21 protein-coding genes are annotated in these 21319 nt (G+C 72.7%); 14 read left to right on the plus strand and 7 right to left on the minus strand.

The features are described 5' to 3' along the window. Window positions 1-113 precede the first annotated feature (113 nt). Window positions 114-2552 carry a GcvT family protein gene (locus ACZ3KP_RS36340; protein ID WP_467504900.1) on the plus strand — a complete coding sequence of 813 codons (2439 nt, stop codon included), beginning with the start codon at window positions 114-116 and terminating at the stop codon, window positions 2550-2552. Window positions 2553-2599: 47 nt separating this feature from the next. On the opposite strand, the gene ACZ3KP_RS36345 is transcribed toward ACZ3KP_RS36340, so the two are convergent. Beyond that, window positions 2600-3640: an acyl-CoA dehydrogenase family protein gene (locus tag ACZ3KP_RS36345; protein WP_467504902.1), complete on the minus strand. Its 1041-nt coding sequence runs from the start codon at window positions 3638-3640 to the stop codon at window positions 2600-2602. Between the two features lie 153 nt (window positions 3641-3793). On the opposite strand from ACZ3KP_RS36345, the gene ACZ3KP_RS36350 reads away from it, so the two are divergent. The 5 genes from ACZ3KP_RS36350 to ACZ3KP_RS36370 all read left to right on the plus strand — a co-directional run bounded on the left by ACZ3KP_RS36350 (window position 3794) and on the right by ACZ3KP_RS36370 (window position 7713). Further along, on the plus strand, window positions 3794-4696 hold the full coding sequence (locus ACZ3KP_RS36350) for an aldo/keto reductase (RefSeq protein ID WP_467504904.1): 903 nt from the start codon (window positions 3794-3796) through the stop codon (window positions 4694-4696). Window positions 4697-4805: 109 nt separating this feature from the next. Next, window positions 4806-5189, plus strand: coding sequence for a BlaI/MecI/CopY family transcriptional regulator (locus tag ACZ3KP_RS36355; protein ID WP_132894072.1), 384 nt, complete (start codon window positions 4806-4808; stop codon window positions 5187-5189). Continuing rightward, entirely contained in the window at window positions 5186-6118 is a 933-nt protein-coding gene (locus tag ACZ3KP_RS36360) for a M56 family metallopeptidase (protein ID WP_467504906.1), read from the plus strand. Before ACZ3KP_RS36355 ends, ACZ3KP_RS36360 begins: the two co-directional genes overlap by 4 nt. Before the next feature lie 94 nt (window positions 6119-6212). Beyond that, window positions 6213-6605, plus strand: a complete 393-nt coding sequence (locus tag ACZ3KP_RS36365) for a VOC family protein (protein ID WP_467504908.1) — start codon at window positions 6213-6215, stop codon at window positions 6603-6605. A gap of 37 nt (window positions 6606-6642) precedes the next feature. Further along, on the plus strand, window positions 6643-7713 hold the full coding sequence (locus ACZ3KP_RS36370; protein WP_467504910.1) for an adenosine deaminase: 1071 nt from the start codon (window positions 6643-6645) through the stop codon (window positions 7711-7713). On the opposite strand, the gene ACZ3KP_RS36375 is transcribed toward ACZ3KP_RS36370, so the two are convergent. After that, window positions 7695-8210, minus strand: a complete 516-nt coding sequence (locus ACZ3KP_RS36375) for a mycothiol transferase (protein WP_132894065.1) — start codon at window positions 8208-8210, stop codon at window positions 7695-7697. The genes ACZ3KP_RS36370 and ACZ3KP_RS36375 overlap by 19 nt on opposite strands. A 45-nt stretch (window positions 8211-8255) precedes the next feature. After that, on the minus strand, window positions 8256-9134 hold the full coding sequence (locus tag ACZ3KP_RS36380) for a LysR family transcriptional regulator (RefSeq protein WP_467504912.1): 879 nt from the start codon (window positions 9132-9134) through the stop codon (window positions 8256-8258). A gap of 111 nt (window positions 9135-9245) precedes the next feature. On the opposite strand from ACZ3KP_RS36380, the gene mgrA reads away from it, so the two are divergent. The 4 genes from mgrA to ACZ3KP_RS36400 all read left to right on the plus strand — a co-directional run bounded on the left by mgrA (window position 9246) and on the right by ACZ3KP_RS36400 (window position 13941). Continuing rightward, window positions 9246-10238 carry an L-glyceraldehyde 3-phosphate reductase gene (mgrA, locus tag ACZ3KP_RS36385; protein ID WP_467504914.1) on the plus strand — a complete coding sequence of 331 codons (993 nt, stop codon included), beginning with the start codon at window positions 9246-9248 and terminating at the stop codon, window positions 10236-10238. Between the two features lie 331 nt (window positions 10239-10569). After that, complete coding sequence (locus ACZ3KP_RS36390) at window positions 10570-10980, plus strand: hypothetical protein (protein WP_132894060.1); 411 nt, start codon at window positions 10570-10572, stop codon at window positions 10978-10980. Between the two features lie 67 nt (window positions 10981-11047). After that, window positions 11048-13387, plus strand: coding sequence for an FHA domain-containing protein (locus ACZ3KP_RS36395; RefSeq protein ID WP_467504916.1), 2340 nt, complete (start codon window positions 11048-11050; stop codon window positions 13385-13387). 8 nt (window positions 13388-13395) lie between these two features. After that, on the plus strand, window positions 13396-13941 hold the full coding sequence (locus ACZ3KP_RS36400) for a hypothetical protein (RefSeq protein WP_467504918.1): 546 nt from the start codon (window positions 13396-13398) through the stop codon (window positions 13939-13941). Window positions 13942-13956: 15 nt separating this feature from the next. Here ACZ3KP_RS36400 and ACZ3KP_RS36405 read toward each other — a convergent pair whose 3' ends face one another. After that, window positions 13957-15255: a streptophobe family protein gene (locus tag ACZ3KP_RS36405; protein WP_467504920.1), complete on the minus strand. Its 1299-nt coding sequence runs from the start codon at window positions 15253-15255 to the stop codon at window positions 13957-13959. Between the two features lie 178 nt (window positions 15256-15433). Between ACZ3KP_RS36405 and ACZ3KP_RS36410 the strand changes: the two genes are divergently transcribed. After that, window positions 15434-16789 carry a DUF6777 domain-containing protein gene (locus ACZ3KP_RS36410; protein WP_467504922.1) on the plus strand — a complete coding sequence of 452 codons (1356 nt, stop codon included), beginning with the start codon at window positions 15434-15436 and terminating at the stop codon, window positions 16787-16789. A 142-nt stretch (window positions 16790-16931) separates the two neighbouring features. Further along, window positions 16932-17384 carry an ATP-binding protein gene (locus ACZ3KP_RS36415; protein WP_467504923.1) on the plus strand — a complete coding sequence of 151 codons (453 nt, stop codon included), beginning with the start codon at window positions 16932-16934 and terminating at the stop codon, window positions 17382-17384. A gap of 89 nt (window positions 17385-17473) precedes the next feature. On the opposite strand, the gene ACZ3KP_RS36420 is transcribed toward ACZ3KP_RS36415, so the two are convergent. Both ACZ3KP_RS36420 and ACZ3KP_RS36425 read right to left on the minus strand, forming a co-directional pair. After that, entirely contained in the window at window positions 17474-18358 is an 885-nt protein-coding gene (locus tag ACZ3KP_RS36420; RefSeq protein WP_358982103.1) for an RNA polymerase sigma factor SigF, read from the minus strand. A gap of 204 nt (window positions 18359-18562) precedes the next feature. Further along, window positions 18563-19384 (minus strand): class I SAM-dependent methyltransferase, encoded by an 822-nt coding sequence (locus ACZ3KP_RS36425; RefSeq protein ID WP_467505046.1) that lies wholly within the window; start codon window positions 19382-19384, stop codon window positions 18563-18565. Between the two features lie 47 nt (window positions 19385-19431). Here ACZ3KP_RS36425 and ACZ3KP_RS36430 point away from each other — a divergent pair, with 47 nt between their 5' ends. Beyond that, window positions 19432-19785 carry a helix-turn-helix domain-containing protein gene (locus ACZ3KP_RS36430; RefSeq protein ID WP_358982100.1) on the plus strand — a complete coding sequence of 118 codons (354 nt, stop codon included), beginning with the start codon at window positions 19432-19434 and terminating at the stop codon, window positions 19783-19785. Window positions 19786-19890: 105 nt separating this feature from the next. Beyond that, complete coding sequence (locus ACZ3KP_RS36435; protein ID WP_132894046.1) at window positions 19891-20373, plus strand: VOC family protein; 483 nt, start codon at window positions 19891-19893, stop codon at window positions 20371-20373. A 54-nt stretch (window positions 20374-20427) separates the two neighbouring features. Here the strand turns inward: ACZ3KP_RS36435 and ACZ3KP_RS36440 are convergent, their stop codons facing one another. Next, the gene (locus ACZ3KP_RS36440; protein ID WP_132894044.1) at window positions 20428-21312 is read right to left on the minus strand and encodes a geranyl diphosphate 2-C-methyltransferase; all 885 of its coding nucleotides are present in this window, start codon (window positions 21310-21312) and stop codon (window positions 20428-20430) included. Between the last annotated feature and the right edge of the window lie 7 nt (window positions 21313-21319).

Below are 21319 nucleotides of genomic sequence, written 5' to 3' on the forward strand. Positions count from 1 at the left end.
GACGTCACCGCCCCCTTGACACCCCTCCTCGGCGACGGGCACATTGAGTTGCGCAGCCTGAATCATGTTGCGTAAAGAGCAACTGCACCGGTCTCAAGTTCGGAGGTTGGGCGATGGCGGGACCCCGAGTGGTCATCATCGGAGCGGGCGTCGTGGGGGCCGCCCTCGCGGACGAGATCTCCGCACGCGGCTGGACCGAGGTGACCGTGGTCGACCAGGGCCCCCTGCCGGCGACCGGGGGTTCCTCCTCGCACGCGCCGGGCCTGGTCTTCCAGACGAACCCCTCGAAGACGATGACGGAACTGGCGCGCTACACCGTCGAGAAGTTCTGCTCCCTCGACGTCGACGGCGAGCCCTGCTTCCTCCAGGTCGGCGGCCTCGAAGTGGCCACCAGCCCCGAGCGGCTCGCCGAACTCCACCGCCGGCACGGCTGGATCACCGCCTGGGGCATCGAGGCCCGCCTGCTCGACCCGGACGAGTGCGTGGCGCAGCACCCGCTGGTCGACCGCGACCGGGTCCTCGGCGGCCTCCTCGTCCCCACCGACGGCCTCGCCAAGGCCGTCCTCGCCGTCGAGGCCCAGATCCGCCGGGCCACCGGACGCGGCGTGCGCTTCCTGGCCCGCCACGAGGTCCTCGAGGTACGGCAGAACGAAGGCGCCGTCACCGCCGTGGTGACCGACCGGGGCGAGATCCCCGCCGACATCGTCGTCTGCTGCGCCGGCATCTGGGGCCCGCGGATCGCCCGCATGGTCGGCATGAACCTGCCGCTCACGCCGCTCGCCCACCAGCTCGCCTGGACCGGTCCGGTGCCCGCCCTGGCCGGCCAGACCGAGGAGGCCGTCCGACCCATCCTGCGCCACCAGGACGCCGACCTCTACTACCGCGACCGCTTCGACGCCATCGGCATCGGCTCCTACGGCCACCGCCCGATGCCGATCTCCGCCGACGACATCCTCTCCGTCGACGAGGCCGACCGGATGCCCTCGGTCCTCAAGTTCACCGAGGACGACTTCGCGGACGCCTGGACCGAGACGCAGTCCCTCCTGCCCGCCACCCGCGAGGCCAAGGTCGAGGAGGGCATCAACGGCCTGTTCTCCTTCACCACCGACGGCTACCCGCTGCTCGGCGAGTCCCCGGACGTCAAGGGCTTCTGGGTGGCCGAGGCCGTCTGGGTCACCCACTCCGCGGGCGTCGGACGCGCGGTCGCCGAATGGCTGGTCGACGGTCACTGCTCCTCGTTCGACCTGCACGAGTGCGACGTCAACCGCTTCGAGCCGCACCAACTGGCCCCCGAGTACGTCCTGGCCCGCGGCTGCCAGAACTTCGCCGAGGTGTACGACATCCTCCATCCCCTCCAGCCGAGCGGGAAGCCGCGCCCGATCCGCACCAGCCCCTTCCACGCCCGCCAGCAGGAACACGGCGCGTTCTTCCTGGAGGCGAACGGCTGGGAGCGCCCCCAGTGGTACGAGGCGAACGCCGGCCTGCTCGAAGGCCGTTCGATCCCCACCCCCAACGACTGGGCGGCCCGCTACTGGTCGCCGATCGTCGGCGCCGAGGCGCAGGTCACCCGCGAGACCGTCGCGATGTACGACATGACGGCCCTCAAACGCCTGGAGGTCACCGGTCCGGGCGCCGCCGACTTCCTCGAGGGTCTGGTCACCGGCAAGGTCGCCAAGTCCGTCGGCTCGGTCACGTACACCCTGCTGCTCGACCACGACGGCGGCATCCGCAGCGACATCACCGTGGCCCGCCTCGGCCGCGACCTCTTCCAGGTCGGCGCCAACGGCAACCTCGACCTCGACTGGTTCACCCGCCACCTCCCGGCGGACGGCCGGGTCCAGGTCCGCGACATCACCCCCGGCACCTGCTGCATCGGCCTGTGGGGCCCGCTCGCCCGCCAGGTCCTCCAGCCCCTCACCGACGAGGACTTCTCGGGCGACGGCCTCAAGTACTTCCGCGCCAAGCGCGCCCACATCGGCTCGGTGCCGGTCACCGCGATGCGCCTGTCGTACGTCGGCGAACTCGGCTGGGAGCTGTACACCACCGCCGACCAGGGACAGAAACTCTGGGACACCCTGTGGGCCGCGGCCCGGCCGCTCGGCGGGATCATCGCGGGGCGCGGCGCCTTCAACAGCCTCCGCCTGGAGAAGGGTTACCGCTCCTTCGGCACCGACATGACCTTCGAGCACGACCCCTACGAGGCCGGCGTCGGTTTCGCCGTCCGGCTCGACAAGGGCGACTTCGTCGGCAAGGCCGCGCTGGAGCGGCGCGCGGCGGACGTCCGGCGGAAGCTGACCTGCCTCACCGTCGACGACCCGCGGGCCGTGGTCATGGGCAAGGAGCCGGTCTACGACGGGGATCGCGCCGTCGGCCATGTCACCAGCGCCGCCTACGGCTACACGGTCGGCAAGGGGATCGCCTACGCGTGGCTGCCCGCGGAGCTTGCGGTACCCGGGACGGCGGTGCGGATCGGGTACTTCGACCAGCGCGTGGCGGCGGTGGTGGCCGAGGAGCCGTTGTTCGACCCGGCGATGTCCCGGCTCCGGGGCTGAGGGAGGAACCGCACGCAGGCGCGGGCGGACGACCGCGGTGCCGGAGGTCAGCCGGGTTGCTCCGCCAGCTTCCCCAGGTGCGCCGCGCGCGACTCTGCCGTCTGGCCCTGGACCAGCAGGAACAGCGCCTCCCGCGCCAGCCGTTGGGCGCGGCTGTCCAGGGCCGTCGCCCGGCCGCCGCCCGCCACCACGGCCGCCGCCGTCGCCGTGCGCATCAGCGTGAACGCCTCGGCCCGCAGCGCGAGGCGTTCGCCGGTGTGCTCCTGCGGCACCGGATGGTCGGCGAGCGCGTAGGCCCGGCGGCGCACCTCTTCGAGGCGGACCCGCAGGGGAGCGGCGTACGCCTCCTCGACCAGCGCGAGGGCCGCCCGGGTGATCCCGAAGACCGCCGGGTTGGCGTTGCGGGTCTTCGGGCGGTCCGCCGCCGCCCAGTCCTCGTACGGCGTCCGCAGTGCCACCGACTCCTCCGGCACCCACAGGCCGTCCAGGTCCAGGGAGACCGTCCGGGCCGCGGTCAGCGCCGCCAGCCGCATCGGCTCCGACGCCCGCAGCCCCGGTTGCTCCCGCGCCTCGACGAACGCGAACAGCGCCTCGTCGTCCTCGGTCACGCCGGCGAGCAGCAGCACGTCGTTCAGGCCCCAGCCCGTGTACCAGGGCACGGTGCCGTGGAAGCGCCGGCCACCCGCCTCGGCCCGGACCCGCACCGGGACCCGCGGGTACGAGCGCAGGTGCGCGTACGCCACCCCGGACAGCAGCTCACCGCGCGCCAGCGGACCCAGCAGCCGCTCCCGCACCGGGAGCGCGGACGTGACCAGGGTCCGTACCGGCGTGTGATGCTGCGTCTGCACGAACCAGGTCGAGCAGCACGCCCCGGCCAGGATCTCGGCCGTCTCCCGTACGACCGCCGCGGGCGCCGCCGAGCCGCCGTAGGCCACCGGCGCGGCCACCCCCAGCAGCCCCGAGCGCTTGATCGCCGCGATGTGCCCGAGGGGGACACCTTCCTGGTCGACGCGCTCGGCGGCGGGCGCCAGGAGGCCGTCGGCGAGTTCGCGGGCGCGGGCGACGAGCGGATGTACGGCAACGGTCATGAACAGGATTCTTCCGCTTCCGTCCGCCGCGCCGCAGGCACGCCGACCCGCGCCCCTTGCCGCGAGCCCACCGGCCGACCCGACCCTGCTCGCCGTCCGACCTTGCTCACCATTGCCAGGACCGGCGTGCGGGTGATGTGCCAGACTCCGTCGATGACCTCCGAAACGATCACCGCGGCCGCCTCCGGCACCTGGGAACTCGGCGACCTGCCCGTCCGCCGCCTCGGCTTCGGCGCGATGCGGCTGACGGGCAGCGCCGCGTTCCACCACGGCGTCCCGAGCGACCGCACCCGCTCGATCGCCGTGCTGCGCAGGGCCGTCGAGCTCGGCGTGAACCACATCGACACGGCGGCCTTCTACTTCTCCGCCCTGCGCTCCGCCAACGAACTCATCAACACCGCCCTTGCCCCGTACCCGGACGACCTCGTCATCGTCACCAAGGTCGGTCCGTTCCGCGACCACTGCGGGAACTGGGCCGAGCCGGCCCGCCCCGACCAGTTGCGCGGGCACGTCGAGGAGAACCTGCGCCAGCTCGGCCGCGACCACCTCGACGTCGTCAACCTGCGCCGGACGGGGCAGGAGTCGATCAGCGAGCACTTCGGTGCCCTCGCCGAACTGCGCGAGGCCGGACTGGTCCGGCACCTCGGCGTCTCCGACGTCGAACCGCGCCACCTCGACGAGGCGCTCGCCATCGCGCCCGTGGTGTGCGTGCAGAACCGCTGGGGACTCGACAGCACGAACCCGGCCACCGACGAAGTGGTCCTCAGCTGCGGCGAACGCGGCATCGCCTTCGTTCCGTTCTTCGCCGTCGCGGGCGACGCCGGGCCGCACGGCGCCACCCAGGACCACGACGACGAGGTCCTCGCCGTCGCCCGGGCGCACCACGCCACCCCTGCCCAGATCCGCCTCGCCTGGACCCTGCACCAGGGCCCGCACGTGCTCGCCATCCCCGGCACCGGCAACCCGGACCACCTGGCCGAGAACGTCGCGGCGGGCGCCGTCCGGCTCACCGACGAGGAGCTGGCCCGCCTGAACGCGCTGCACACCGGTCCCTGACTCCGGCCCCACCCGCGCGACGAAGTCATGGGCGTGACCGGGCCCGGCTGACTACACTGGCGTAGACGATCTGCCGGACCGAGGACGAAGAAGGGGTGAGGAGCCTTCCATGGCCGACGGGAAGGACGAACGCCGGCCCGCCGGCGAACTCGAGGCGAGCGTCATGGCGGCCCTGTGGGCGGCCGGCGCCCCCCAGACCCCCGGCGAGGTGCAGCGCAGCCTCGGCACGGACCTGGCCCGCACCACCGTGACGACCATCCTCACCCGGCTCCACGACAAGGGCGTGGTCGACCGGCACCGCCGGGGCCGCGGCTACGCCTACGTCCCCGTCCAGGACGCCCAGGGTCTCACCGCGCGACGGATGCACAGCGAACTCGACCGCGACGGCGACCGCGAGACCGTGCTCGCCCGCTTCGTCGCCCAGCTCAGCCCCGACGACGAGCGCGTCCTGCGCACGCTCCTCGAAGCCGACGAGCAGTCCGGTGCCACGTGATCGCCCTGCTGATCCTCCCCCTGCTGGTGCCGTTCGCCCTGCCGGCGCTGTCCCGGCGGGCCCTCGAAAGGCTCGCGCCCGCCGTCGCGCTGTGGGCGGTCGCCGTCTCGGCCGTCGCCCTAGCGGGCTGCGCGCTCGCCGCGCTCGGCGCGTTCGTCCTCACCGGGCTGCTCAGACTGCCGTTCTTCGCCTCGCTCGGCGAGCTGATCCGGCCGTTGCACACCGCCTCCGACCGCTTCGTCCTGCCGCTGGCCGCGCTGTCGGTCGGTGCTCTGGCCGTGTTCGTCTGGACCCTCGTACGGTCGGCGCTCCGGCAGACGCGTGCCTTCCGCACGGCCCGTACCGAGGCGGGGGCGGGACCGGCCGCGGGTGACCTGTGCGTGGTGGACTCGCCGTGTCCCGACGCGTACGCGCTGCCCGGCCGGCCGCACCGGATCGTCGTCACCACGGGGATGCTGCGCACCCTCGACGGGGGCGAGCGGGAGGCGCTGTTCGCGCACGAGCGGGCGCACAACGCGGGCGGCCACCACTACTTCCTCGCCGCGGCCGAGTTCGCCGCGCACTGTCACCCGGCGCTGCGCCGGGTCCGGGACGTCATCCGGCTGGCCGTGGAGCGGGTGGCCGACGAGGCCGCGGCCCGTGCGGTGGGTGACCGGCGGCTGACGGCCCGCGCGATCGCCCGGGCCGCGCTGGCGGGACAGGGTGAGGGCGGCGTCGAGCGGCCGGCGTTCGTCCCCGGGGTCGCCTCGGGGCCGGTGCCGCGCCGGGTGCACGCGCTGCTGGCGGCGCCGCGCAGGGAGCGCCGGGCCGGGGCATGGATCGCGCTGCTCCTGGCGGCCAGTGCCGGCCTGTCGTGCGTCGCGTCGGTGACCGGCATGGTCGACTTCCACCACCGCGTCGAGGTCGCGCAAGGGGAAGCGGGGAAGTAGTCCGCCGGGAGGCGCCCCCGGAGAGGCCCTGGGTGGCGGCGGTGAAGTTTTACGTATAACCTCTCCCGCTAACCGCCCCACCCGAAAGGCCCCCATGCGACGCGTCGCCCTGGTCACCCTCGTCGTCGGCGACTACGACGAGGCGATCCGCTTCTACACCGAGGCCCTCGGATTCCGGCTCGTCGAGGACGCGCCCCGCCCGGACGGCTCCCGCTGGGTCGTCGTGGAACCCGGAGCGGAGGGCGGGGGCACCGGACTGCTGCTCGCCCGCGCCAAGGACGACGGCCAGCGGGCCCGGGTCGGCGACCAGACCGGCGGGCGCGTCGGGTTCTTCCTGCACACCGACGACTTCGCCCGCGACCACGCCCGGATGACCGCCGCCGGTGTGACCTTCCTGGAGCAGCCGCGGCACGAGCCGTACGGAACCGTCGCCGTCTTCCAGGACCTGTACGGAAACCGCTGGGACCTGCTCCAGCCCGCCGTCTGACCGATCACTTCCAACCACCTGCCGAGGACAGCCCACCATGACCGCTACGCGCGTAGACGCAGATGTGATCCGCCGCCTCCCGAAGGCCGTCCTGCACGACCACCTCGACGGCGGCCTGCGCCCCGCCACCCTCGTCGACCTCGCCGCCGAGGTCGGCCACACCCTGCCCACCACCGACCCCGACGAGCTGGCGGCCTGGTACGTCGAGGCCGCCGACTCCGGTGACCTGGTCCGCTACATAGCCACCTTCGAGCACACCCTCGCCGTGCTGCAGACCCGGGAGGGGCTGCAGCGCGTCGCCGAGGAGTACGTCCTCGACCTCGCCGCCGACGGCGTCGTGTACGGCGAGGTGCGCTACGCCCCCGAGCTGAACGTCCGGGGCGGGCTCTCGATGGGCGAGGTCGTGGCGGCCGTGCAGGAGGGGCTCGCCGCGGGCATGGCCAAGGCCGCCGCCGCCGGCACGCCGGTGCGCGTCGGCACCCTGCTCTGCGGCATGCGGATGTTCGACCGGGTCCGGGAGGCCGCCGAACTGGCCGTCGCCTTCCGGGACGCCGGTGTCGTCGGTTTCGACATCGCCGGTGCCGAGGACGGCTTCCCGGCCGCCGACCACCTGGACGCCTTCGAACTGCTGCGCGGCGAGAGCGTGCCGTTCACCATCCACGCCGGCGAGGCCTACGGGCTGCCCAGCATCCACCAGGCGGTCCAGACCTGCGGCGCCCAGCGCATCGGGCACGGGGTGCGGATCACCGAGGACATCGTGGACGGCAAGCTCGGCCGCCTCGCCGGCTGGGTGCGCGATCGCCGGATCGCCCTGGAGATGTGCCCCACCTCCAACCTCCAGACCGGCTGCGCCAGCTCCATCGCCGAGCACCCGATCAGCATGCTGAAGGAGCTGGGCTTCCGGGTCACCCTCAACACCGACAACCGGCTGGTCTCGGGCACGACGATGACCCGCGAGATGACCCTGCTGGTCGAGCAGGCCGGCTGGACCGTCGAGGACCTGCGCGCGGTCACCCTGAACGCCGTGAAGAGCGCGTTCATCCCGTTCGACGAGCGCAGGGCCCTCATCGAGGACGTCGTCCTGCCGGGTTACGCCTCCGCGCTCTGAAGCAGTCCCCGCAGGTAGGCGGCCTGCCCGACGTGCTGCAGGTCGTCGGCCAGGACGCTCACCAGCCGTACGCCCAACGTGACCGGCGGATCCCAGCGCTCGTCCACGACGCGTTCGAGATCCTTGGCGGCAAGCCCGCGCAGGGCCCCGAGGGTCTGCTCGTGCACCGCGTCGTGATAGCCGGTCAGCAGGTCACCGGAGTCCACGGTGACCTTCGCGACCTGCGCGGCGGTGTGGCCGTAGCCGTGGTCCCGGACCGGCAGGTCGAGGCCGAAGCGCTTCGCCCAGCCCTGGGCCGTCCACACCTGCTCCAGGCCGAAGGCGTCGGCCACGTGGTCGTCCTGCACCCGGGTGAGGTGCCAGACCAGCCAGGTGACGGAGTTGGCGCCGGCGGCCGGGCGCCTGTTGAGCAGGTCGGGATCGAGGCCGTCGAGGGCGGCATGGACTTCTTCCTGGATGCGGCCGAAGCCGTCGATGAGGATGTCCCTTGCATGCATACGACCACGATCGCGCATCACCGGTCGTCCTGCGTCCGGAATCGGTCAACCGGTTTCGAGGAGGGTGATCAGGGCCCGGGCCGCCGGGCTGGTGGCCGTCGGCGGCGGCAGCAGGGCGACCGTCTCGTACGCCGTCTCGTCCGTGCCCTTGAGCGCGAGCGCGGTGAGCGCCGGCCGCTTGTGCCGGAAGTGGCGGGGTACGACGGCGATGCCGAGGTTCTCGTCGACCAGGTCGAGGAGGCTGTGCACGTCGTTGACCTCCAGGGCGACCGTACGCCGCACGCCCGCCGCGGCGAAGGCCGCGTCGGTGGTGCGGCGCGGGCCCCAGTCGGGGTGGAAGTCGACGAACACCTCCCCGTCGAGGTCCTGGGGGGCCACCGCCACGCCCGCGGTGGCCAGCCGGTGGCTGGGATGGCACAGCACGGTCATCGGCTCGCCGGTGAGGGCCACCGAGCGCAGCTGGTCGGTGTCGTCCTGGGTGCGGTAGGCGAAGGCCAGGTCGAGCCGGCCGGCCGCCACCTCCTCGGCCAGCGCGCCGGAGCCCGCCTGCCGCAGCCGGATCTCGACGTCCGGGTGCCGGCGCCGGAACGCGGCGAGCAGCCCCGCCACGTGCACCCCGGCGATGCACTGCTCGGTGCCCAGCGCCAGCGTCCCGCGCAGCACGCCCTGCACGGCGGCCACCGCCTCGTGCGCCGACCGCACCTGGGCGAGGACGCGTTCCGCCTCACCCAGCAGCGCCCGGCCCGCCTCCGTCAGCGTCACCCGGCGGGTCGTCCGCACGAACAGCGGCGCCCGCAGTTCCCGCTCCAGGGCCCGGATGGACGCGGACAGCCCCGACTGGGACACCATCAGCCGCTCCGCGGCCCGGGTGAAGTGCTGGTCCTCGGCGACCGCGACGAAGTGCTGGAGGTGGCGCAGTTCCATGATTGAGAAGCCTAACCGCACAATTCCATCGGATTCTTCTGTTGGACCGCTGCCCGCGGCTCGGGAAAGAGTGGCATCGGTAGCTCGTGTGCCAACCCCTCTGGAGTCGCGTTGTACACCCCACACCCCGACCGCTACGCCGACATGCCGTACCGCCGCAGCGGCCGCAGCGGCCTCAAGCTCCCCGCGCTGTCGCTCGGCCTGTGGCACAACTTCGGGCCCGACCGGCCCGTGACGACCCAGCGCGCCATCCTGCGCCGCGCCTTCGACCTCGGCATCACCCACTTCGACCTGGCCAACAACTACGGCCCGCCGCCCGGTGCCGCCGAGTCCGCGTTCGGCGAGGCGCTCCGGGCGGACTTCGCCGGGTACCGCGACGAGCTGGTCATCTCCACCAAGGCCGGCTACCTGATGTGGCCGGGGCCGTACGGCGAGTGGGGTTCGCGCAAGTACCTGCTGTCCTCGCTGGACCAGTCGCTGACCCGGATGGGCCTGGAGTACGTCGACATCTTCTACTCGCACCGCCCGGACCCGGAGACTCCCCTGGAGGAGACGATGGGCGCCCTGCACTCGGCGGTCCAGCAGGGCAAGGCGCTGTACGTCGGCATCTCCAACTACTCGGCGGAGCAGACGCGGGAGGCCGCCCGGATCCTCGGCGATCTCGGCACCCCGCTCCTCATCCACCAGCCGCGCTACTCGATGCTCGACCGGCGCCCGGAGACCGAGGGCGTCCTCGACGCGCTCGACGAGCTCCGGGTCGGCTCCATCGTCTTCTCCCCGCTGGAGCAGGGGCTGCTCACCGGCCGCTACCTGGACGGCATCCCCGAGGGCTCCCGGGCCGCGAGCGACAGCCCGTTCCTGAACTCGGACGCGGTCACCGAGGACCTGGTGGGCCGGCTGCGCGCCCTCGACGAGATCGCCAAGGACCGCGGCCAGACCCTGGCCCAGCTCGCCCTGTCCTGGGTGCTGCGCGGCGGCCGGGTCACCTCCGCGCTGATCGGCGCCAGCAGCCCGCAGCAGGTCGAGGACTGCGTCGGGGCCATCGGCAACCTCGACTTCGAGGCGGAGGAGCTGGCCCGGATCGACGCGATCGTCAGCCGGTGACGGACGTGGCCGTCGGCCGCTGAGCCGTCGCCGAGGGGGGACGCGCCCGCGCGTCCCCCCTCGGCTTTCGGGGGCGGACACGTCAGAACCGGCCACCGGGGCGGAACCTTTCCCCTCCAGGGCGGCCATCCCTCAGGTCTCGCAGGCGACGCGGTACAGCACGTGCATTTCGGCCAATTCGCAGGGCGAATATGCCAAGAGACTGGCCAAAAAGGCATGGTGACAGTGTTTCGAAAGTGAACATACTCGAATGTCAGGAGCACTTCACCGCACAGGAGCCGCACGGAACCTGCCCGCGACGGCACACCGGGCGAGCTACGGGGGAGTGATCGTGCACGACGAATTCCTGTGCCATGTGACGGCATACGGTGTCTGCGGAGGGCAGCGCATCGGCGTTCCCCTCGGCACCTACCGTGCGCCGACCCTGGCCCTGGCGTTGTGGTGGTTACGGGACCGGGCCTCCTGGATCGCCGAGCGGCTGGATCCGTTACCCGAGAACCCCCGGTACCCCCACGGTTCGCTGGTCCCGGTCGCCGGGACCGTCCCCGACGTGCCCGGCCTGCTCCGCGCCTGGTGCGCCGACGTCGTCCGGCAGGAACTCGTCGCCGACGAACTGGCCGACGGCCGGCTGGTGCGGATCGCCGTCCAGGACGAGACCACCGAGTACGAACTGCTCGCCGAATCCGTCGACGCCCTCCGCATGCAGCGCACCATCCCCGCACTCGTCGTCCCCGTCGCCTGACACCCCGTGCCCCCGCCCGGCGGCCACGACCGGGCACACCGGTGACCGGATCGGTAGAATTCTGGCCATGGCGGAGTGGCCGGTCGCCTCGACTGCGCCCGAACTCGTCCTGGAGACCGACACGGGCTCCACGGTGATGAGCCCGGGCCGTGACTACCACGTCGGGCGCGACCCGTTGAGCGACATCTGCATCGACGACACCCGGGTCTCCTGGCATCACGCGGTGCTGCGGCCCGCTGACGGCCACTGGACGCTGGCGGACGAGAACAGCACCAACGGCACCTACGCCGACGGCCGCCGCATCCGGGAATGGGAGGTGGGCCCCGGCACGGTCATCGGCTTCGGCAGCGCCGCCGGCGGCCCGAGCGGCGTCCTCGTCGGCCGCGCCCCGCCCGCACCGGACCGCCCCTTCGCCGTCTCGACGCCCAGCCGTACCGGCACCTTCCGGCAGCCCTCCTCGGTACGGCCGCTGCGTGCCCGCAGCGTCCGCATCGGCCGCGCCCCGGACAACGACGTGGTCGTGGACGACCTCGTCGTCTCCCGCCACCACGCCGAACTGCGCGCCCACCCCGACGGCGGCTACGAGATCGTCGACCTCGACAGCCACAACGGCACCTACCTCAACGGCCGCGCGGTCACCCGTGCGCCGCTCGGCCCCCGCGACGTCGTCGGCGTCGGCCACTCGGCCTTCTGCCTGGTCGACGGTCAGCTCCAGGAGTACGTCGACACCGGCGAGGTCTCCCTGGACGTACAGGAACTCACCGTCGCCGTCGACCGCGGCCGCAAGGTCCTGCTGGACCACGTCTCCTTCCCGGTGGGGGAGAAGTGCCTGCTCGCCGTGGTCGGACCCAGCGGTGCCGGCAAGTCCACCCTGCTCGGCGCCCTCACCGGCCAGCGCCCCGCCGAACACGGCACCGTCCTCTACGACGGCCGCGACCTCTACCGCGACTACGCCGAGCTGCGCCAGCGCATCGGCCTGGTCCCGCAGGACGACATCCTGCACGTCCAGCTGACCGTGCGCGGCGCCCTCGGCTACGCCGCCGAACTGCGCTTCCCCGAGGACACCGCGAAGACCGAGCGCCGCCACCGGGTCGACGAGGTCATCCGGGAACTCGGCCTCGAACAGCGCGCCGACCAGCCCGTGCACAGCCTCTCCGGCGGGCAGCGCAAGCGGGTCAGCGTAGCCCTGGAACTGCTCACGAAACCGTCCCTGCTCTTCCTCGACGAACCGACCTCCGGGCTCGACCCCGGCATGGACCGCTCGGTCATGAACACGCTGCGCGGCCTGGCCGACGACGGCCGTACCGTCATCGTGGTCACCCACAGCGTGCTCAGCCTCGACGTCTGCGACCGGCTGCTGGTCCTCGCGCCGGGCGGGCGGACCGCCTACTTCGGACCGCCGGGCGAGGCCCTCGGCTTCTTCGCGTTCGACGAGTGGCCCGAGGCCTTCGAGGCGTTCGAACGCGACACCGGCCGGGACTGGGCGCAGGAGTACCGCGCCTCGTCGTACCACCGGAAGTACGTCGTGAACTCCAGCGCCCAGCCGGTGGTGCCGCGCACCGGGCCGACGGCCACGGCCCCGCCGCCCCGGCCGCGCAGCTGGGGCGCCCAGTTCTCCACCCTGGTGCGGCGGTACACGGCCGCGCTTCTCGCCGACCGGACCTTCCTCGCCATCATGATCGGGCTGCCGTTCGTGATGGGCGCGATGGCCCGGGCCGTCGCCGGGAACCGACTCACCTTCGACACCGCCACCAACGCGCTGCTCACCCTGTGCGTGGGCGGAGTGCTGACCGGCGCCGCGAACGCGGTGCGCGAGCTGGTCAAGGAACGGGTCATCTACCAGCGGGAGAGAGCCGTCGGCCTGCCCAGGTCCGCGTACGTGATGTCGAAGGTCGTCGTTCTCGGCACCATCACCGTGCTCCAGGCGATCGTGCTCACCCAGGTGGGCCTGGCCGGCGTCGACCTGAACGCGCCCGGCGGCGAGGGCGTGCTGATGCCGCCCCTGCTGGAGATCACCGTCGCCGTGGCGGTGCTCTCCTTCACCGCGATGATGCTCGGTCTGCTGGTCTCCGCCCTGGTCCGCAAGGAGGAGGTGACGATGCCGCTGCTGGTGCTGCTCACCGTCGTCCAGGTGGTCTTCTGCGGCACCCTGCTGAAACTGCACGGCGTACCCGGCCTCGAACAGCTGGCCTGGCTGGTGCCCTCCCGGTGGGCGCTGGGCGCCATGGCGGGCACCGTCGAACTGCACCGCATCATGCCGGGCACCCTCACCGCCGATCCGTACTTCCGGCACTCGGCGCACGTCTGGCTGCGCAACATGGTCATGCTGCTGGTGCTGTCGGCCGTCTTCGGCTGGGTGCTGGCCCGGCTGCTGCGCCGGCACGAACCCGCCGTGATGGGGAAGTAGGCGACACGATGACCACCGCACCGGCGTTCAGGCCCACCCATGTGGTGCCGGCCGACGGCATGGCCGCCTGGGAGGCCCCCGACCCGGGCCGGCCCACCTTCCCCCTCGACCCGCTGCTGCCGGTCCGGCTCGTGGAACGGCGCGGCGACTGGGCCCACATCAGCTGTGCCAACGGCTGGGCCGCCTGGGTCGACGGCCGGTACCTCGTCGCCGTGCCCCAGGACCCGCCCCTGCCCGGCGGGCCGCCCGACGCGGCCGCCGACCCGCGTCCCCTGCTGGACCGCGCGGCACGGGCCCTCGCCGACTACCGGGCCGCCGTCGAGGCGCTGGCCGACGGCCTCGACGGGGAGTCGTTCCGAAGCCGCACCCAGGGGGTGCGCATCGGGGTGGTGGTCGACGGGGAGTCCATGTGGCTGTACGACCCGGGGGAGGGGCGCTGGCTGTACGGCGACGGACGGCGGCTCGCCACGTACGTCACCGACCGGTCCGTGCCGGGCGAGGCCGTCCCCCGGCACGACGCGACCCGGGTGGTCAGCCGCGACGGCGACCGCTGACCGCGGTCGGCCGCCTCAGGGCCTGCGGGCCGCCACCTCGCCCCGCCGGGGCACGGCGCGGGCCGGCCAGGCCCCCAGGAACCCGGCGATCAGCCCCCACAGCGCGCCCAGGCCCACCGCCGACCACAGCCTCGGCCTCAGCAGCAGCTCACCGGACAGGTTGCCGCCCACGTCGCCGATGCCGAGCAGGGACAGACCGTAGTGCGCCCTGACCCGTCCGGCCAGACAGAGCGTCAGCATCGTCAGGGCCAGGGCGACCCCCAGGTGCACGGCGTGCTGCCAGGCGCGGATCCGGGCGGGGGAGCGGGCCGCCATCAGGAAGGCCACCGCGAGCAGCAGCACCGCGGCGATCACGGCCAGCCACCACCAGCGGCCGTCGTGTGCGGCGACGGTGCGCAGGTTCAGGGCCGAGACGTCCGGGGTGCGCAGCACCTCGGCGAGCACCCGCGGCACCGGCAGCCCGAACGGGCCTTCGACCCTGCCGTCCCAGGTGACGCCGAGACCCAGGGTGAGGGCCGTCCAGGCCAGGTTGGGCAGCCCGAGCAGGATCACGGCGAGGGTCCCCCTGGCGTGCCCGCGCGTGATCATCGCGACCACCGCGACCAGCAGAGCCAGCGCCACGTACGCCAGCACCAGCACGACCATGGCATACGCGGCGGGGCGCACCGACGCCTGGAAGCGCAGCAGCCGTCCGGGCAGCGGCGCCCCGGGTGCGACCAGCAGCGCCAGCACCAGGATTCCGGCGAGCCACAGCAGTCCGTACCCGGCCGTCAGCGGCACGTCCGTGGTGAACCCCACCCGCGGTGCCGTGTCCAGCAGCCCGGTGAGGTCGCTGAGCGTCCCGTCGCCCACGTCGACCGCGAAGGTGTGGCGGGCGCCGAGGGCGAGGCCGACCAGCCCGAGCAGCCACAGCACCCCGATCCGGGCCGCCCACCCGGCCAGCTCCCCGGCCGCGGCCACGGCGCGGTGCCGCAACGGCCGCAGGAAACCCCCGGCGACGACCAGCGCCCCGACCAGCGTCACGGACAGCGGTACGACGGTCAGCCCGGCGTTGGTCCGGGCCAGCGCGCCCGCGTTCCCGGACAGCTCCACGGTGCCGCCGACGGCCGTCACCACGGTCGCGCACACCACCGGCGCGAACGCGTCCCCGGGCAGGTCCGTCGCGCCGGCCGCCCACAGTCCCCCGGCGGCCACCACGGCCATGCCGAGCAGGGCGGCCAGGACCACGGCCAGGGCCGGGGGCCAGCCGTGCCGAACCACACCGCGGCGGGCCGGCGCGGCCACCGGCCGGTCGCGGACGATGCGGGGGCTCACACCGTCACGCTAGGCAACACGCGGTCGCCCCGCCCTCCGGGTGGGCCGTTCGCGTCGGCTTGCGGACGGCACGGGACCGGCGCACATTGGGCTCATTGCTCCTCATATGGGGCATTTTTCGTGAATGCCGCTTGCTGCGGTGCGCTTTGCTCGGTTCACTGCCACGGGAGATGAGCGCGTGAGTGTCGAACCGCCGTCGTCCGGCCGCCCCACGGGGCCACCTTCCGGCCCGCTGTCCGGGCCCTCCAGGCCACCCGCCGGACCCCCGCCCCAGCCGCCGGAGGGCGACGCGGGCCACGGCGGCGGTCCCGGCGGCGGGCGGGGCGACCGCCATGGCGGCGGTCCCGGCGACAGCCACGGCGGTGGTCCGGGCGACGGCCGGGGCGGCGGGCCGCCCGGGGCGTGGTGGCGGTCCGCGCCCCGGATCGCGATGCTCACCACCGCCGTCGTGGTCGTCGCGGCCCTGGCCGTGGTCCTCACCCGCACGGCGGGGTCCGGCAGACCGGGCGAGGTGTTCCTGCAGTCCGCCAACAGCTCCGGCCAGGACCCGTTCACCCGGTCCACCGCCACGAAGACCGTCAGCGCCTCCGCCGCCCCGGCTGCGTCGGGCGCGGCGACGGCCCCCGCGAACGAGGTGCGCGGGGTGGACGGCGGCGCCCCCGGCCTCTACAGCGGCACCAAGAACAGCAGCAGCTGCGACGTCGAGCAGCAGATCAGGTACTTCCAGGCCTCGCCCCCGCGCAACAAGGTGTTCGCCGCGCAGGTCGGCGTCCAGCCGGCCGGCGTCCCGGCTTATCTGCGCTCCCTCACTCCCGTGCAGCTGCGCGCGGACACCCGGGTCACCGGCCACGGCTACCGCGACGGCGGCGCCACCACCTACCAGGCCGTCCTGCAGGCGGGCACCGCGGTCCTGGTCGACGCGCACGGCGTGCCCCGGGTGCGCTGCGCCTGCGGAAACCCGCTGACCCCGCCGGTCGCGCAGCGGACCGCGCCGCGGACCGTGGGCGCCGCGTGGCCCGGGTACCGGCCGGGGGACGTGGTCGCCGTCGCTCCCGCCGCACGGGTCGTCGACGTCTTCGTGCTCTTCGACCACGAGCACCACGACTGGTTCGACCGCCACCGGGGCGACCACACCGGACAGCACGACCGCCCGGCGAAGCCCCCGGCTCACCCCAACCCCATGAACCCGCCCGCCTCCCCCGGTCCCTCGACCCCGGCCAGCCCGGGCGGCGGCTCGAACCCCCCGGCGTCGAACCAGTCCTCGCCGAACGCCCCGTCGTCGCAGCCGCCCGGGTCGAAGCCGCCGTCCTCGTCGCACTCCCACACGTCGGAGTCGCCGAAGAGCGAGTCGCCCAAGAGCGAGTCGTCCAAGAGCGAGTCGCCGTCGTCGAAGTCGCAGGAGCCGCAGTCCCCGCGGTCCGGACCGCCGTCACCGCAGTCCCCGAAGTCCGAGGCACCGGCCTCCGAGTCCCCGGCCTCCCCGCCGTCCCCCGGCCCCGAGTCCGCGGTGTCCCCCGCGGCCCCGGCGTCCTGACTCGCCGGTTCCCGGCCGTGTGACCGGCGTGACGCCGTTTGTGCGCGGTCGGCGAACGTTCCGGTGGACTGCGGGGGCACACTCGGGGTACGAGCATGGTGGTAACAGCGACCGGCGGGGCCGGCCTCCGAGAGAGAAACGCATGATCGAACACCTGGGCGGGGCAGTGATATCGACTGGCTTCGACGTACCCGTGGAACCGCTGCGGCGGTCCGCGCACTACACCGGTGAGCCGGGATGCATCGCCGAGGCGCGGGATTTCGCAGCCCGTTTCCTGGAGCAGCTCAGGACGGAGTGGTGCGCGACGATCGATCCCAGGGTCGACGGCGAGCTGCTCCTCGTGGTCAGCGAGCTGATCACCAACGCCGACCGGCACAGCAACGGCCCGTACATCCTGGAACTGGAGGGCACGGACAGGGCGGTCCAGGTCTGTGTCTACGACAGCAGCGACGCCCTGCCCCGGCGCTTCCCCAAGGATCCCGAGCGGATCGGCCGTCACGGCCTGGAGATCGTGCACGCCGTGGCCAGCGAGGTCACCGCCGAGCTGGTGCCGGTCGGCAAGCGGGTGCGTGCCGTGGTGCGTTTCCCCGGCTGAACGCCGCCCTGAGCCGAACCGTGAACTGAAGGACCACCGCGGGCGCCGCCCGACGCGCCGGTGCGGGGCAGCGCCCGGGAACCCCGCCCTCAGGCGCAGCCGAGTTCGCCCAGCATCCCCTGGCGCAGGCGGGTGATGATCCGCTTGATCAGGCGGGAGACATGCATCTGGGAGCAGCCGAGCCGCTCGCCGATCTCCGCCTGGGTGGCCTCCTCGACGAACCTCAGGTGGATGATCTCCCGGTCCCGGTCGCTCAGCTCGGCCATGAGCGGGGCCAGCGACTGGAAGTCCTCGACGAGCGTCAGCCCGTGCTCCTCGACACCGATGAAGTCGGCCAGCACCGCCTCGCCGTCCTCCGGGCCGTCCCCGGTGAGGGCGGCGTCCAGGGAGGAGGAGTTGTAGCCGTTGGAGGCCAGCTGGCCCTCGACCACCTCCTCCTCGGACAGGTTCATCAGCGTGGCCAGCTCGGCGACCGTCGGGTCCCGGTCCAGCCGGCTGGAGAGTTCCTCACGGGCCTTGGCCAGCTCCACGCGCAGTTCCTGGAGCCGCCGCGGTACGTGCACCGCCCAGGTGGTGTCGCGGAAGAACCGCTTGATCTCGCCCACGATGTACGGCAACGCGAAGGAGGTGAACTCGACCTCCCGCGACAGCTCGAACCGGTCGATGGCCTTGATCAGGCCGATCATCCCGGTCTGGACGATGTCCTCCATGTCGTCGCCCCGGTTGCGGAACCGGCCGGCCGCGAACCTGACGAGCGACATGTTCATCTCGATGAGCGTGTTGCGGGCGTACTGGTACTCGGGCGTACCCTCCTCCAGCTCGCCGAGCCGCTGGAAGAACTGGCGGGAAAGCCCCCGCGCGTCGCGGGGCGCGACACTCTTCGGGTCCTCGATTCCCGGCAGGGCTGCGTCCGTCCACGCCTCGACGGGCTGAGCGGTGTCCACTGCTTCCGACCGGATCCCGGCGGTGTTCATTCCCTCTCCCACGTGAGTCAAGATGCCACGGCTGCCGGTTCGACTGCGTCGCACCGGCCCTGACCTGCTTTTGTCCTCGCCCGGATACCCGGAATCGGACGTGCCATGCGTCTCTCGCCGATCGGGTACCCCGGGTGACGCGACGCATGCACCCTGTTCCCACGACTGGCGGAAAACATCCGGTGGTGTCCGTGGCGCCGACGCTCACCCCACGACGCGCACCGCGGTGATCAGCTCGTGCCAGTACCGCTTGGTGACGACACCGTCGTACCGCGACTCGATCAGCTCCCGGATGTCCGCCAGCAGCCCGTTCCGCGCGGCCTCGGGGAGCGCGCGATGGTTCGAGTAGGTCAGGAGCACGTCCAGGTACCGGTCGGCGGTGTACGTGATCTCCTGGGCGTGACCGTGCACGGTGACGTCGGTGAAGTACGGGGAGCCGGTGAACTCTCCCGTGTCGGTCGCGAGGTCGGACTCACGGGTCGGGCGCAACCCGGGCGGAGTGGCCGGATCCCAGCGTTCGTAACATTCCTGGACCTCGGCGAAGAAGTCCTCGGTGCCGCCCGCCACGTGGTGGGTGGCGATGACAGCGAGCACTCCGCCGGGGCGCAGCACCCCGGCCGTCTTCGGCAGCCGCACGGCCGGGTCGATCCAGTGGAAGGCGGTCGCGCAGACCGCAGCGTCGAAGGGCTCCGCCGGCGGCTCCCACTCTTCGAAGGCCGCGACCACCACCTCCACGTCCGCGAAGGCCGCCAGCCGTCGGCGGGCCGCCGCTGCCATGCGCGGACCGACCTCCACGGCGGTGATCGCACATCCGGAGCCGGCCAGATCGACGGTGAGCTGCCCGGTGCCCGGGGCGATCTCCAGGGTCCGCATCCCCGGCGCGGCCCCCGTCGCCCGGATCAGCCGCTCGGTCAGGGAGGCGGGATATCGGGGCCGCGCCCGGTCGTACCGCTCGGCGTCCTGGTCGAAGATGTCCCGCAACCGCGGATCACCCGCCCGCAATTCCCGTGCGTCCACGCAGGGCAGAATGCCGATCCCTGCCTTCCACGCGCCACTGCTTTTAGGGTGAGGGGGTGACCAGCCCATCGCAGAACCACGCCCGTGTCATCCCGCTGCGCCCGCAGGAGCCGGAGCCGGCCCCCGAGCCCAGGGAGCCGCTCTGGCGCGACCTCCTCGGAGACGTGCTGCGCCAGGAGCGGCTGGCCCAGGAGCGCACCCTCAAGGAGGTCGCCGAGACGGCCCGGATCTCCCTGCCGTACCTCTCCGAGATCGAGCGCGGCCGCAAGGAGGCCTCCTCGGAGGTGCTCGGGGCCGCCGCCCGGGCGCTCGGCCTCGACCTCGGGGGTCTGCTCACCCTGGTGCAGACGGAGTTCACCCGGCGGCGGGCCGCGTCGAACAGCCACCGGGGCATGTGCCTGGCCGCCTGACCGCGGTTCTGCCCCCGTCCCGCGCGGATCGCGGCACGGCCGATGAGTTTTCCGGCGTGCGGCGGTCGGTACACATGACCGCGTTCCACGCTCCAGGAGGTGCCCATGACCACCGACGGATTCACCACGTGTCTCTGGTTCGACGGCCAGGCCGAGGAAGCCGCCCACTACTACGTGTCGATCTTCAAGAACTCCAGCATCGGCCGGGTCGGCCGCTACACCGAGGCCGGGCCGGGGCCCGCGGGCTCGGTGATCGCCGTCGACTTCACGGCCAACGGGCACCGGTTCGTCGCGCTCAACGGCGGCCCCCAGTTCACGTTCAACGAGGCGATCTCCTTCCAGATCTACTGCGACGGCCAGGAGGAGGTCGACCACTACTGGGCGAAGCTCACGGAGAACGGCGGCGAGCCCGGCCCGTGCGGCTGGCTCAAGGACAGGTACGGAGTGTCCTGGCAGGTCGTCCCGGAGGGGCTGATCGAGATGATCGGCGACCCGGACCCGGAGAAGGCGGCGCGCACCACCCGGGCGATGTACGCCATGGGCAAGCTCGACATCGCCGCGCTGCGCAAGGCGTACGCGGGGGAGTGACCCGCACGGGGACGGGGGCGGTGTCCGTGGACACCGCCCCCGTCCCCACCACGGTCAGACCCGGTCGGCCGCGATCAGCAGATACTGGAAGCTGCCGTTCTTGTACGCGTCGAGGAACGCGTCCTCGATGCCCGTGACCAGGTGATCGGCCTGCTTGCGCAGTTCCCAGTACGGGATCGTCGCCTGGGTGAGGTCCTCCACGTGGACGGGGACCAGCCGGTTCTTGGCCATCGCCCGGAAATACTCCGACCTCGGGTGGATGTCGCAGATGTAGTGCGCGTTGATCAGCGACACCTCACGGGAGGCCCGGCCATAGGTGTCGTTGTAGCAGCCGGTGATCGTCACGTAGCGTCCGCCGCGGCGCAGCAGCCGGGCGTGCTCGGCGAACAGCAGCTCCAGCTCGACGTACATCGTCGACTCGTTGTTCCACGACGCCGCGTACGCGCCCGTCTCGAAGCCGGTGTCCAGCATGTTCCGGTGGTGGTAGCGGACCTTGTCGCCGACCCCCCGCTTGCGGGCCATCGCGTTGGCGAAGTCCGCCTGCTTCGCTGAGATGGTGACGCCGTCGGAGTGGCAGCCGTAGCGGAGGTTCGCCACGATGCTGCCGCCGCCCCGGCCACAGCCGGCGTCGAAGACCCGGTCGGCGGGGGTGAGGGCGCCGAGATGGCCGGCCAGCAGCTCGGCCTGGGCGTGCTCCAGGCGGTGCAGCTCGCTGGTGACGCGCTCCTTGCGCAACTCGGGGTCGGGCTCGTCGAGCACCGACCAGTCGGCCTCACCGATGCCGTAGTGGTGGTGGTACAGGTCGTCGATCTTTCCGAGTTCGAGGTTGACCGGGTTCTCCTCGGCGTTCCAGTACTCCGCGACGCTGTTCTGGTACCTGGACTGCGTCGGCACCGGGGCTGACGTGGTGGTCTTCCGAGTGACAGGGGCGGTGGTCAACAGGTTC

Source organism: Streptomyces sp. NPDC020958 (genome assembly GCF_055562175.1).